Here is a 13,763-nt window from a genome sequence, read left to right on the forward strand (position 1 = left end):
GCGGCCCGCCCGGCCCTTCAGGCGGCGTGGGCCTCCAGCGGCTGCGCCGCGTGCGCCTCGGCCACGGGCAGCGTGAAGGAAAAGCGCGTGCCGCGCGGCAAGGCCGGCTCGAAGTGCAGGGCGCCGCCGTGCTGCTCCACCACGGTGCGGCACAGGCTCAGGCCCAGGCCCATGCCCTCGGCCTTGGTGGTGAAGAAGGGCGTGAACAGGCGCTGGGCCACCTCGGGCGGCAGGCCCTGGCCGTGGTCGATCACGTCCACGCGCACCCAGCGCGCGCAGCGCCCCGCGCCCGGCTCGTGGGCTTCGCCCATCACCGGCGCGATGGCGATGCGCAGCACGCGCAGGCCGCTGGCCGTGCCCGGGTCGCCCAGCGGCATGGCCTGCATGCCGTTGCGCGCGAGGTTGAGCAGCACCTGTTCGACCATGGTGCGGTCGCACCACACGCGCGGCGTGCCGGGCGCGATCTCCACCTGCAGCCGGATGCCGCGTTTCTTGGCCTGCAGCGTCAGCAGCGTGGAGATGCCCTCGATCAGCAGATGCGGCTCCACCGCCTCGCGCACCTGGTCGCGGCGGCGCACGAAGTCGGCCACGCCGCGGATCACGCGGCCCGCGCGCTCGGCCTGCTCGGCGATGCGCCGGATGGCGCGCTCGATGTCGTCGCCCACCGGGTCCTCGCCCCGTTGCGGCCCCTGCTGCAGCAGGTTGAGCGTGCCGCTGGCGTAGCTGGCGATGGCGGCCAGCGGCTGGTTGAGTTCGTGGCTGATGAGCGAGGCCATCTCGCCCACCGTGGCCAGGCGCGCCGTGGCCTGCAGCTTGTCCTGCGAGGCGCGGTTGAGCTCCTCGATGCGGCGCTGCTCGGTGAGGTCGATGATGGCGCTCATGTAGCCGGTCTGCACGCCCTGCGCGTCGATCAGCGGGGCCTCGATGATGAGGACCGGAAAGCGCGTGCCGTCGCTGCGGCGGAACACCGATTCGTAGCCTTCGCGCGGCAGGGTCTGCCCGGCCAGGCGCACGGCCTGGCGCTGCTGGTACTCGTCCACCAGCTCGGGCGGCCACCAGGGCGCGGGCAGGCCGCTGCCCACGAGTTGCTCGGCGCTCAGGCCCACCATCTGGCAGAAGGCCGGGTTCACGTAGGTGATGCGCCCGCTCATGTCGCGCGCGCGCAGGCCGGTGACCAGCGAGTCCTCCATGGCCTTGCGAAAGGCCAGGGCGTCGGCCGCGCGCTGCTCGGCGCGCTGGCGCCGGCGCATGTCGCGCGCCAGCAGGGCCAGCACGGCCAGCAGCGCCAGCGACAGCGCGCCCACCACGCCGGTGAGCACGTTGGGGAACAGGCCGAGCGCGCGGCGCGGACTCTCCAGCTGCAGCAGCAGGGTGTGGCCGGGCAGGTCGAGCAGGGCGTGCGCGCTGAGGGTGCGCCGCTGCAACGGCACCACGCTGTGCACGGCCAGCCGCGCGCCGTCGCTCTCCACGAAGCTCAGGCCGCGCCCGCGCAGCGTGGCCGCGTCGGTCAGCTCGGCCAGCATGGCGGGCAGCGAATAGGTGGCGATGAGAAAGCCGCGCGACTCGCCGGCCTCGCTCAGGGGCAGGCACAGCTCCATCACCTCCAGGCCACGGCCGTCGCGCTTGGGCCAGAAGTAGCTGGCGGAATAGGCGGGCCCCGACAGGCGCAGGGCCGCGTCGCAGGCCTGGCGCACCTCAGGCAGGGCCTGGCTGCGCGGCAGCAGGTCGAACACGTCGGGCCGGTAGGGCGACAGGCGCTGCGCCAGCACCTGCATGGCCGGGTCGCGCCACTCCAGCCGCACGAGCTCGCGCCGCTGCGCCAGCAGCTCAGCGGCGGGCGCGTCCCAGCCCGTGGGCGTGGGCGAGAAGGCGTTGAGCGACTGCAGGGTCTGCACGTTGCGCAGCAGCGCGCTGCGGATCTCCCCGACCACGGTGGTGGCGTCCTGGTCGAGCGCGGCCTGGTCGCGCCCCACCTCGTACTCCGCCGCCAGGAACACCAGCACCGCGAGCAGCGCGGCCACCAGCAGGAGCAAGGCGCCCCACAGCGGCCAGCGGGGCGACTTCAGGGCGCGGCTCACGGGCGCGGCTCGGCGCTCAGCAGAGCACGCGGTGTTCCAGGCAGGGCAGCTGCTCGCGCACCTGGCGGATGCGGGCCATGTCGATGTCGGCCAGCGCCAGCCCCGGGCCCTCGGCGTGCAGGGCCATCACCTGGCCCCAGGGGTCGATCACCATGCTGTGGCCCCAGGTGCGGCGGCCGTTCTCGTGCACGCCGCCTTGCGCGCTGGCGATCACGAAGGCCTGGTTCTCGATCGCGCGGGCGCGCAGCAGCACCTCCCAGTGGGCCGAGCCGGTGGTGTAGGTGAAGGCGGCCGGCACCAGCAGCACCTCGGCCGCCAGCAGGCGGTACAGCTCGGCGAAGCGCAGGTCGTAACACACGCTCTGGCCGATGCGCCAGTTCTCGCCGTCGCGCGCGCGCAGCTCGAAGTGGGTGGGCGTGTCGCCGGCCTGCAGCACCGCCGCCTCGTCGTAGCGCTCGCGCCCGTTGTCGTAGCGGAACAGGTGGATCTTGTCGTAGCGGCTCAGGCGGTGCCCCTTGGCGTCGAAGCTGAGCGAGGCGTTGGCGGCGTGCGAGGGGTCGCTGGTGGCCATGGGCAGGGTGCCGCCGACGATGCACATCCCGAGGTCGCGCGCGGCGTCGGCCAGGAAGTCCTGCACGCGGCCCAGGCCCTCGTTCTCGGCGATGAGCAGCTTGTCCTCGTCCTTGGCGCCCATGAAGCAGAAGTACTCGGGCAGCACCGCGAGCTCGGCCCCGCAGGCGGCGGCCTGGCGCAGCAGGCGAAGGGCTTCGCTGAGGTTGGCGTCCAGGCTGATGCCCGACACCATCTGGATGGCGGCGACTTTCATGCGGTCAATCCTCCGGCGGAAAGGGGCGTGCCAGCGCCCTGGTGGGGGGAAGCCGGCGAGCTTACTGCAGCGTGGGGCCGGGCGTGGGCGCTGGGGTCGGGCGGGCCAGCTTCTCCACCTGCGGGTCGGCCCAGCCGCCGCTCACGCGGAATTCCTGCGTGGCCGCGCTCTGCAGCGGCTGGCGCAGCAGGAACTGCGCGAGGAAGCTGCCCAGGCCCACCGCCGGGTTGATGGCGGTGGCGATGAGCGAGGCCGTGCCGGCGTTGAGCTCGGGCACCACCACCACCTTCAGGTCCTGCGTCTCGCGCGCGAGGTCGGCCGAGCCTTCCATCAGCACCGCCGCGTTCACGCCCTTCATCTGCAGGTTGTTGGTGTGGATGACGCCCTGGTCGATGCGCGCGTCGCCGCGCACGAAGTCGAAGGCGAAGCCCTCGGAGAAGACGTCGCGGAAGTCCAGCACCAGGCGGCGCGGCAGGGCCTGCAGGCTGAGCACGCCGAGCAGGCGGCCCGCGCCCGGGTCGGCCTTGAGGAACTGGCCGCGCTCCACGTCCAGGCGCAGCGTGCCCGCCAGCGTGCCGAGGTCGAGGTCGAAGGGCGTGCCGATCCAGCCGACGCGCCCCTCCAGCCGGCCCTTGCCGCCGCGCACCAGGCCCTCCTTGCCGAAGCGGCGCAGCAGCGCGCCGCTGTCGTCCACGTCCAGGCGGAACTGCAGCGCGGTGCGGCGCGCGCCGCCTTCGCCGCCGCCCAGCGGCGCCCAGTTGCCGGAAGCGCTCAGGCGCGCTTCGGGCAGCGTGGCGCGCAGCGCGTTGAGCCGCCATTCGCCCACGCGCGTGGGCCCGCCGCGGTTGACGGCCTCGATCTCCACGCGGCCGAGCGAGCGCCCGCCCCACTGCAGGTCGTCCACCGCCACGTCCAGCGCGGGCACGCTGCTGGGCTGCTGCAGCAGGGCATCGGCCTCGCTCGGCGCGGCGGGCGAGAGCGTGAGGCGCGCCAGGCGCGCATAGAGGCTGCCGGCGCCGGCCGGGCCCGCGGGTCGGAATTCCACGTAGCCGTTGAGCTCGTTCGCGTCGACGTTGGCGCGCCAGACCGCGCCCTCGCGCGAGGCGCCGACCACCACGCGGTGAAAGCGCCGCCCGCCGGTGAGCACCGCGTCGGCGCGCAACGAGACGGCCTGCGGCACGGCCTCGCCCGCGCTGGCCAGGGCGTCGGCGCCGCTGCCGCGCAGCAGGGCCTGCCAGGCGTCCAGGTCGAGTTCGCCCACGCGCACCTGGGCGTGCAGGCCCTGCGGCGGCAGGGCCATGCGCTCGCCAGCCGGCAGGCCCACGGCCAGGGTGCCGCGCAACAGGCGCGCGCCGTCGCCGCGCAGCTCGCGCTCGGCGAGCAGGTCCACCAGCGGCTGCGCCGCCGGGCCGAGTTGCAGGCTGAGGCGGTCGCTGCTGGCCTGGTCGTTGTGCTGGGCCAGCACGCTGGTCTCCACGCGCAGCGGCCAGACCGCCTCGGCGGGTTTGGCCAGCGGCGCCGGCAGGTTCAGCGCCAGGCCCTGCAGGTTGCTGTCGAGGCGCAGTTCGGGCGCGCCGCCGCGAAAGGCCAGCGTGGCGGTGTAGCGCGCGCTGCCGCTGGCGTGCGCGGCCAGGGCCGACAGCGGGCCCAGCCCGCCCTCGCGCAAGCCGGCCGCGCTGGCGCTGCCGCTGCCGCGGAACTGCGCCACGGCGCGGCCCTGGGCGTCGGGGCGCAGGCTGCCGTCGAAGCTGAGTTCGCCGCCCAGCACCTGGCTGCGCGCGCCGCTGAAGGCGAACCCCTGGTGCGTGAAACTGAGCGTGCCGCGCGTGCGGGCCAGCAGCGGCGCGCCGGGCGCCAGGCGCAGATCGGTGCCGTCGAGCTTGACACTGCCGCTGACCGTGCTGTCTTTCAGGTGCCTGAGCGGCAGCTCGATCTGCACCGTCGCCTCGCCCGGCCCGCTGGCACTGGCCGTGGCCAGCGCCCCCTCGGTGAGCGCGTTCACCGGAGAGCGCTGCGCGAAGCCCAGCAGCTCGGCGGCCGGGCCCTGGCCATGGGCGCGCACGCGCACCCGCGTGTCGTGCGCCATGTCCTCGATGTCCACGCCACCCTGGTCCAGCGCGACGCCCGGCGCGCCGTCCAGGCGGCCGCGGATCTCGCTGATGTGGATGTTGCCGCGGTCCAGCACGAAGCGCGCGCTGGCCTGGCGCACGCCGGGCCAGCGCGCCTCGCCCTGTGGCTGCAGGGCGGCCGGCAGGTAATCGAAGTCCACGCCCTCCAGCGCCGCCTCGATGCGGAAGCTGCCTGGGCTGTGCCGGGCCTCGTCGAAGGGGATGTCGTCCACCAGGCCCTGGATGCGGAAGCTCACCTGGCGCGCGCCACCGGCCAGCGCCGCCTCGCGCACATAGCGGCGCGCGTCCTCGGGCACGGACAGCGGCAGGTAGCGGTGCACGGCGGTGCCATCGGCGCGCGTGAGCTGGGCGCTCAGGTCGAGCACGCCGGGCAGGCGAGGCTGCGCGGGCTGGGCCGCCGGGTCGCCGGTGTGCCAGCGCGCGCGCACCGTGCCTTCGGCGTGCGCATTGGCCAGCGAGGCCTGGTCGAGCTCGACGTTGAGGCTGTCCCCCTTGACCTGCCAGCGCACGCGGCCGTCGAAGCGGTCGAGCGCGACCCGCGGGTCCTCGAACACGTCGGGCAGCAGGAAGGCCCCCTGGCGCACGGCCACCGTGGCCTGGCCGCCGTTCTGGTCGAGGTCGAAGTCGATGTCGGCGCCCTCCACGCCGGGCCGCCCCGGCAGGGGAAAGCGGCCATTGCGCGAGCGGCGGCCACTGGGCTCGCCGGCCAGGGCGAGCGCGCTCACGCGGCCCTTGGCGCGGGCCACCACGTGCTCGGCCATGGGGCCGCTGCCGCGCGCCTGCCAGACCAGGTCCAGGGTGTCGACCCGCCCGCGCGGCTGCAGGCGCGCGAGCCAGCCGCGCGCGTCCGCCGGCAGCGGCAGCCGCTCGGCGATGGCCGCCACGGTCTGCAGGTCCACGGCCTGCGCCTGCACGGCGGTGCGCGCGCCCTGGCGTTCGCGCGCCAGCGTGTGCTCCAGGCGCACGCGGGCGCCGCTCCAGACCAGGCCCTCGCGCGTGATGAAGGCCAGGTCGTCGAAGCCCAGGGCCATGCCGCGCTCGGACCACTGCGCCTCCAGGCGGCCGCGCGCCTGCGACAGCGCCAGGCCGGGCAGATCGGGCGCGAGCTGCAGGTCCAGGCCGTCGAGCGCCAGGTCCAGCGTCAGGCCCTGCACCTGGCCCTGCTGCACGCGCGCCCAGGCGCGCAGCGCGCCCTCGCCGCTGCGCACGGTCACGCCCCAGTCGCTCAGGTCGGCGTGGGCGCGCAGGCGCGAGATGTCGGCGCGCGCGAACTCCGCGTAGAGCTCGCCGCTCCAGTCGTCCCAGGGCGCCTGGCCGGCCGGCCGCTCCAGCGGCAGACGCAGCAGGGGCTCGCGCAGGCGCGCGCGCAGGCTGAAGCGTTCGCCCCATTCGGGCTCGGGCGTGGCGTCCAGGCGCAGCTCGTGGGTGCGCGTGCCGTTGCGCGCCACGAAGTCGAGGTCGCGCAGCAGCACCGGTGGCTGCTGGCGTTGCTCGTCGATCCAGCGCACGGTGCCGCCCCGCACCACGAATTCGGCCTGCGCGAAGAACCAGTCGGCGGCGGCGTGGTCGCCGCCGCCCTGGCCCGAGACGTCGATGCCCGCGATCTCGAGGCGGCCATCGGCGCGCCGGCGCACGTCCAGGCTGGGCTGGGTGATGAGCAACTGCTCGAAGCCGCCGTTCCAGAGCGAGCGCACCGACACCGCCCCGCGCACCAGTGGCAGCTCCAGGGCGCTGCGGCCGCTGGCGTCGTGCAGGCGCACGTCGAGCAGTTCGAAGGAGGGCACCAGCGGCGGCAGCACCCCGGCCAGCTTCGGGGCCTCGACGGCGCGGATGGCGCCGATGCTCACGGGTATCCCGACCGCCTGTGTGGCCCAGCGTTCCAGGTCGGGGCGCCAGGTTTCGATCCTTGGCACAATCCACGCCTGCAAAACGAGCCAGGACAGGATGAACACCCCCCACAGGCCCGCCAGCAGCCACAACAGCACGCGCATCGCGCGCGCCCACAGCCGCAGCCCCCGGCCGGCCGGGGCATCGCCTTTGGCGCGCGAAGCGCTGGCGTCAAGAGATCGGTTCATGTCCACCGCAAATTATGAGGGCGCGCCTCTGGGCAGGTTCCAGCTGCGTTGAACACCGCTTGTCAACGATTGTGAACACCGTCGACGCCCAGACCCCGGCCACCCGCCAGGCCGACCACTCCCGATTCGTCCAGCGCGTGCGCCGCCGCTACGCCGCCGAGCTGGCCTGCCTGCCGCCCGGCGCACCCGACAAGGCCGCCATGCGCGCCTGCCTGGACGCCCTCATGGCCCGCGGCCTGGCCCTGCCCGCGGCCCTGCGCGTGCTGCGCCAGCTGGTGCTGGAGCGCCTGGTGGTGATGGACTGCGAGGCCGGCGCCTCGCTGGAGGCGGTCACCGGCCCGGTCACCTGGCTGGCCGAGTTCGCGCTCGACCAGGCCTGCGCCCTGGCTTTCCAGGAACTCGACGCCCTGCACGGCGCGCCGCTGTGCGCCAGCGGCGCGCGCGCCCAGCTCTGGGTCATCGGCATGGGCAAGCTCGGCGCGCGCGAGCTCAACGTGTCCAGCGACATCGATCTGATCTACGTCTACGACCAGGACGGCGAGACCGCGGGCAACGCCGACGGGCGCAACCGCATCAGCCATCACGAGTACTTCGCCAAGGCGGTCAAGCACCTGTACAGCACCGTGGGCGAGACCACCGAGCACGGCAACGTGTTCCGCGTCGATCTGGCGCTGCGGCCGAACGGCAACTCCGGCCCCAGCGCCGTTTCACTGGGCGCGCTGGAGGAGTACTTCCTGGTGCAAGGTCGCGAATGGGAGCGCTTCGCCTGGCTCAAGAGCCGCGTGATCGCGCCGGCCACGGCCCTGACCGATGCCGCCGGCATGGCCGCGCTGCGCGGCACCGTGCTGCCCTTCGTGTTCCGCCGCTACCTCGACTACGGCGTGTTCGAGTCGCTGCGCGTGCTGCACCGCCAGATCCGCGAGCACGCGGCGCGCCGCGCCGCCGGCAACCCCGGCCGCGCCAACGACGTCAAGCTCTCGCGCGGTGGCATCCGCGAGATCGAGTTCACCGTGCAGCTGCTGCAGGTGGTGCGCGGCGGCCAGTTCCCCGAGCTGCGCACGCGCCCCACGCTGGGCGCGCTGCAGCGCGTGGCCAAGGCCGGCCTGATGCCGCCCGAGAAGGCGCAGGCGCTGGCCGAGGCCTATGTCTTCCTGCGCCAGGTGGAGCACCGCATCCAGTACCTGGACGACCAGCAGACCCATGTGCTGCCCGAGCGCGACGACGACCTGGCCTGGATCGCCGCAACCCTGGGTTTCGCCAACACCTGCGCCTTCCTGCACGCGCTGGACGCGCACCGCGAGCTGGTGGCCGAGGAATTCGACACCCTGCTCGGCGGCAGCGGCCAGGGCACCTGCAAGGGCAAGGGCTGCAACGGCGGCGCCCCGCGCCCCGCCGACGACGACCTGTCGGCCACCTTGCCGCAGCTGCCCCCCGCGCTGGCCGAGCGCGTGCAGCGCTGGGCCGAACACCCGCGCGTGCTGGCCCTGCGCGAGGACACGCGCGCACGACTGGTGCGCCTGGTGCAGCGCACCGGCTCCTGGATCGAGGAAGGCCGCGTGGGCGAAACCGCCGCGCTGCGCATGATCGATTGGATCGAGTCGCTGCTGCGCCGTGAGAGCTACCTCGCCCTGCTGCAGGAGCGGCCCTCGGTGCACGAGCGCCTGCTGCGCCTGCTGGGCGCGGCCAAGTGGCCGGCGCGCTACCTCATCCAGCACCCCGGGGTGATCGACGAGCTGGCGAGCCGGCAGTTGCTGGCCGAGCGCTTCGACGCCGAGGCCTTCGAGGCCGAGTGCGAGGCGCGCCTGGCCTCGCTGCGCGTGACCGGCGAGGACGACGAAGAAACCCTGCTCAACCTGCTGCGCCGCGCCCACCACGCCGAAACTTTCCGCACCCTGGCGCGCGACGTGGAAGGGGTGCTGACCGTGGAGCAGGTGGCCGACGACCTCTCGGCCCTGGCCGACGCCGTGCTGCGCCTGACGGCGCGCTGGTGCTGGGCGCGTCTGAAGACCCGCCACCGCGAGGTGCCCGCTTTCGCCATCATTGGCTACGGCAAGTTGGGCGGCAAGGAGCTGGGCTACGGCAGCGACCTCGACATCGTCTTCGTCTATGAGGACGAGCACGAGAACGCGGCCGAGATCTACGCCGCCTTCGTGCGCAAGATGATCAACTGGCTGCAGGTGAAGACCGGCGAGGGCGACCTGTTCGAGATCGACACCGCGCTGCGGCCCAACGGCAACTCGGGCCTGCTGGTCACCCGCTTCGAGGCCTACGAGAACTACCAGACCCGGCGCGGCAGCAACACCGCCTGGACCTGGGAGCACCAGGCCATGACGCGCGCGCGCTTCGTGCTCGGCAGCGCCGGCCTGGCGGACCGTTTCGACGCCGTGCGAGAGGCCGTCATCACCGCGCCGCGCGACGAGGCCGCGCTGCGGACCGAGATCGTGGCCATGCGCGACAAGCTGCGCGCCGCGCACGCGGTGCGCGCGGGCCGCTTCGACGTCAAGCACAGCGCCGGCGGCATGGTCGACGTGGAGTTCGTGGTGCAGTACCTGGTGCTGCTGCACTCGAACGCACACCCCGAGCTGCGCGCCAACACCGGCAACATCAACCTGCTGCAGCGCGCCGAGGCGGCGGGCCTGCTGCCCGCCGGCATGGGCCAGGCCGCCGCGCTGGCCTACCGCCGGCTGCGCCAGGTGCAACACCGCGCGCGGCTGGACGAAACCTCCACCCAGGTCGACCCGGCCGAGCTGGCGGCCGAGGCCGAAGCCGTGCGCGCGCTGTGGCGGCAGGTGCTGGGCCCTGCCGCCTGAACCGCCCATGAAGGGCTCGCGCAGCTGGCTCGCGCTGTGCACCCTGCACGGCGTGGCCAGCCTGGTGCTGTGGGCCTCGCCGGCGGCGCTGGCGCAGGCGCTGGTGTGGCGCTCGGCCGACTGGGCGCAGCGGCCCTGGACACCGTGGACCAGTGCCTGGGTGCACCTGAACGCGCCCCACCTGGTGGGCAACCTGCTCGCACTGGGCGTGCTGGCCGCCATCGGCTGGCGGCTGCGGCCCTCGCGCGCGGCGACGCTGGCCTGGGCGCTGAGCTGGCCGCTGCTGCAGCTGAGCCTGCTGCTGTGGCCCTTGATCGGCTACGCGGTGGGGCTGTCGGGCGTGCTGCACGCCGGCGTGGCGGTGCTGGCCGTGTGCCTGCTGCTGGACGGTCCGAAGGCCTTGCGCCCCTGGGGCCTGCTGCTGGCCAGCGGCCTGCTGTTCAAGCTCTGGCTGGAGCGGGGCTGGTCCGCTCCGGTGGTGTGGGACCCGGGTGGTCAGATGTCGGTGGTGCGCGCCGCCCACCTGGGCGGCGCCGCCTGGGGCGCGCTGCTCGGCGCGCTGGGCGTGGGCTGGGGCCGCTGGCGCGCGCGCCGCACCGGCGGCTGAACCGCGCTCAGGCCGCGGCCGGCGCGGTGCCCAGCGATTTGCGGAAGCGGTTGAGCTCCTGCACGGTCTTGAAGCTGCCGTCCATGAGCAGGCTCAGGTTGTGCAGGATGCGATCGACCACCTTGCTTTCCCAGACGGCGTCGAAGTTGATCTGCTGGTCCAGCCAGTGCTCCAGCCACTCGGGGTTGGGCAGGCGGCTCTGGATGGTGTCGTTCGGGAACAGCGCCTTGTTCACGTGCAGGTTGGTGGGGTGCAGGGCCTGCGCGGTGCGCCGCGCGCTGGCCATCAGCACGCCCACCTTGGCGAAGGCGGCCCGGGCCTCGTTGCCGAACTTGCCGATGGCGCGCTTCATGTAGCGCAGGTAGGCGCCGCCGTGGCGCGCCTCGTCCTGGCTCAGCGTGGTGTAGATGTGTTTGATGACCGGCTCGCTGTGCCACTCGGCCGCGCGGCGGTACCAGTGGTTCAGGCGGATCTCGCCGCAGAAGTGCAGCATGAGCGTCTCCAGCGCGGGCGCGGGGTCGAACTCGAAGCGGATGTCGTGCAGCTCTTGCTCGGTGGGCACCAGATCGGGGCGGAAGCGGCGCAGGTACTCCATCAGCACCAGCGAGTGTTTCTGTTCCTCGAAGAACCAGATCGACATGAAGGCCGAGAAGTCGGAGTCGTCGCGGTTGTCGCGCAGGAACATCTCGGTGGCCGGCAGCGCCGCCCACTCGGTGATGGCGTTCATCTTGATCGTCTGGGCCTGCTCGTCGCTGAGCCGGCTGGCATCGAACTGCGCCCAGGGGATGTCCTTGTCCATGTCCCAGCGGACGGATTCCAGTTGTTTGAACAGTTCGGGATACAGCATGGTCATCTCTCTGGGTCTTGGCAAAAAACGCGCGACATTGTAGGCGGGGGGTATAACGGGCACCCGGATTGCCCTATGCCTCGCACAGAAACGGTTTCCTATTCCCCGCGGAACTTCCCCCGCCGCCGCCCGCTCCAACCCGCCGTGTCGGGGAGGGAGACATCCACCGACCACCGTTTTCCGCTGCGAAGCCTTCCAGCCCCACCGGGGCCGGATGCAATCCCGGGGCGCTTCTCCTCCTCCTCCCTCCCTCCCTCGTTCGCGCCGGGGCGCTTCGCAGCTTCTTGTCCACCCCATCGCCGGCCGCGGCCGGCGATGCTGGCCCGGGCCCCTCGCCTGACTGGAGCCCGCGCGCCATGAACCTCCACCGCAGGCCTCAGATCCGTGTGGCCGTCGTCGGCGGCGGCATGGCCGGGCTGGCCGCCGCCCACACGCTGCAAGGACTCGCCGAAGTCAGCCTGTTCGAAGCCGCCGGGCGCTTCGGCGGCGACGCCCACACCCTGGACGTCGCGCTGCCCGGGGCCGGCGGCGCGCCCGTGGCCTTCACCGTGGACACCGGCGTGCTGGTGTTCAACGAACGCACCAGCCCCAACCTGCTGGCGCTGATGGCCCGGCAGGACCTGGCACCGACCGAGGCGGACGCCTCCTTCTTCGTGCGGGGCGGCCCGCTGACCTGGGGGGGCCCCGACCTCGGCCGCGCGCTCTCGCCGCGCCGCCAGCTCATGAGCCCGCGCTTTTGGCGCCTGCTGGCCGACCTCCCACGCTGGCAGCGCCTGTGCGCGGCCCTGGCCCACGCCTTGGACGGCCCCGACGAGGCCCTGCTGACCCCGCTGGACGACTTCCTGCGCGCGCGGCATTTCTCGGCCGAGTTCCGCGACGCCTACCTGCTGCCGCTGTGCAGCGGTTTCAGCGGCCGCCCCGCGCACGCGCTGCTGCGGGCGCCCGCCGCCGCCGCGCTGCGGCTCTGGCACCACCACGGCCTGCCCACGCTGGGCGGGGCCGCGCCCTGGCGCGGCGTGGCGGGCGGCACGCGCCGGGTTGTGCAAGCCTTGCTGGCCGAACTGGCCGACGTGCGCCCGTCCACGCCGGTGCGTCAGCTCGCGCGCGACGGACAGGGCCTGCGCCTGGTCACCGACACCCAGGTCGAGCGTTTCGACGCCGTGGTGCTGGCCTGCCACGCCGATCAGGCGCTGCGCTTGCTGGGCGCCGTGGCCAGCGAGGAGGAGCGCGCCGTGCTGGGCGCCTTCCGTTTCGAGCCCGAGCCCGTGGTGCTGCACACCGACCACGGCGTGCTGCCCGCCGCGCGCGGCGAATGGGCGGCGTGGAACGTCGCGCCCGCCGCAGGCCCCGCACCGGCCAGCCTGCACGTCTGGCTCAACCGCGTGCAGCCGCTGCCGGTGGAGCAGCCGGTGCTGCTCTCTCGCAACCCCGGCGCGCCGATCGCCAGCGAACGCGTGCTGGGCCAATGGGCGCTCGAACGGCCGGTGTTCGACCTGGCGGCGCTGCGCGCCCAGGCCCGGCTGCCGGCCCTGCAAGGCCAGGGGCACACCTGGTACGCGGGCGCCTGGTGCGGCAACGGCCTGCTTGAGGACGGCCTGAAAGCGGGCCTGCACGCGGCGCGCGCGCTGATCGACCGCTTCGCGCTGGTGCCGCGCCTGAGCGAACGCGGCGCGCTGCGCCAGGCGCTGCCGGGCGTTCTGGCCTGAGGGCCGCCGCCGCTCAGACGGGCTGGGAGTCGATGAAGCTCTGGCGCTGCACGAGCTTGTCGTTCAGCTTGGCCAGGTTGGGAAAGTCGCCGCGCCAGTCGATGGCCGGGAAACGGAAATCGAGGTAGCCCAGGGCGCAGCCCACGGCCACGTCGGACAGGCTGAAATGGATGCCCGAGCAGAACGGCTTGTCGCCCAGGCCCTGGCTCATGGACTTGAGCGCGGCGTGAATCTTCACCATCTGGCGCTCGATCCAGGCCGGGCTGCGCTGCTCGGCCGTGCGGTGCGGCCAGGTGGACTCCAGCCGCGCGAGCACGGCCGCGTCGAGCACGCCGTCGGCCAGTGCCTCCCAGGTCTTGACCTCGGCGCGCTCGCGGCCCGAGGGCGGAATGAGCTTGCCCACCGGCGACAGGCCGTCGAGGTATTCGACGATCACGCGCGAATCGAACACCGCCTCGCCACCTTCCATGACCAGACAGGGCACCTTGTGGAGGGGGTTGGACGCGCCGATGGTGGTGGCGTCCGACCACACGTCTTCCAGCACGAACTGGTAGTCCAGTTTCTTCTCAGCCATGACGATGCGCACTTTGCGCACGTAGGGGCTGGTGATGGCTCCGATGAGTTTCATGGTCTGTGGGGTTCGGGAACGGTCGGCGATTTTAGCCAGCACCCTGGGCCTTTCGCC

The 13,763-nt window shown here is 73.3% G+C and carries 8 protein-coding genes; 3 read left to right on the forward strand and 5 right to left on the reverse strand.

The annotated features are described in order from the left end of the window. Positions 1-17 precede the first annotated feature (17 nt). The 3 genes from DY262_RS15955 to DY262_RS15965 all read right to left on the reverse strand — a co-directional run bounded on the left by DY262_RS15955 (position 18) and on the right by DY262_RS15965 (position 7,108). Positions 18-2,078, reverse strand: a complete 2,061-nt coding sequence (locus DY262_RS15955; protein ID WP_116960089.1) for a two-component system sensor histidine kinase NtrB — start codon at positions 2,076-2,078, stop codon at positions 18-20. A 16-nt stretch (positions 2,079-2,094) separates the two neighbouring features. Further along, positions 2,095-2,904: a carbon-nitrogen hydrolase family protein gene (locus tag DY262_RS15960; protein WP_116960090.1), complete on the reverse strand. Its 810-nt coding sequence runs from the start codon at positions 2,902-2,904 to the stop codon at positions 2,095-2,097. Positions 2,905-2,965: 61 nt separating this feature from the next. Next, positions 2,966-7,108, reverse strand: coding sequence for a YhdP family protein (locus DY262_RS15965; RefSeq protein ID WP_147326249.1), 4,143 nt, complete (start codon positions 7,106-7,108; stop codon positions 2,966-2,968). A 14-nt stretch (positions 7,109-7,122) separates the two neighbouring features. On the opposite strand from DY262_RS15965, the gene glnE reads away from it, so the two are divergent. After that, a complete protein-coding gene (gene glnE, locus DY262_RS15970; RefSeq protein WP_425459301.1) occupies positions 7,123-9,918 on the forward strand; it encodes a bifunctional [glutamate--ammonia ligase]-adenylyl-L-tyrosine phosphorylase/[glutamate--ammonia-ligase] adenylyltransferase in 2,796 nt (931 codons plus the stop codon). A 7-nt stretch (positions 9,919-9,925) separates the two neighbouring features. After that, positions 9,926-10,525, forward strand: coding sequence for a rhomboid family intramembrane serine protease (locus DY262_RS15975; RefSeq protein WP_116960093.1), 600 nt, complete (start codon positions 9,926-9,928; stop codon positions 10,523-10,525). A gap of 7 nt (positions 10,526-10,532) precedes the next feature. On the opposite strand, the gene DY262_RS15980 is transcribed toward DY262_RS15975, so the two are convergent. After that, entirely contained in the window at positions 10,533-11,372 is an 840-nt protein-coding gene (locus DY262_RS15980; RefSeq protein WP_116960147.1) for a ferritin family protein, read from the reverse strand. A gap of 356 nt (positions 11,373-11,728) precedes the next feature. Here DY262_RS15980 and DY262_RS15985 point away from each other — a divergent pair, with 356 nt between their 5' ends. Continuing rightward, positions 11,729-13,078, forward strand: a complete 1,350-nt coding sequence (locus DY262_RS15985) for an NAD(P)/FAD-dependent oxidoreductase (protein WP_116960094.1) — start codon at positions 11,729-11,731, stop codon at positions 13,076-13,078. A 13-nt stretch (positions 13,079-13,091) separates the two neighbouring features. On the opposite strand, the gene DY262_RS15990 is transcribed toward DY262_RS15985, so the two are convergent. Next, positions 13,092-13,706: a glutathione S-transferase C-terminal domain-containing protein gene (locus DY262_RS15990; RefSeq protein WP_070399754.1), complete on the reverse strand. Its 615-nt coding sequence runs from the start codon at positions 13,704-13,706 to the stop codon at positions 13,092-13,094. Between the last annotated feature and the right edge of the window lie 57 nt (positions 13,707-13,763).

This window comes from Hydrogenophaga borbori, assembly GCF_003417535.1.
Lineage (GTDB): Bacteria > Pseudomonadota > Gammaproteobacteria > Burkholderiales > Burkholderiaceae_C > Hydrogenophaga > Hydrogenophaga borbori.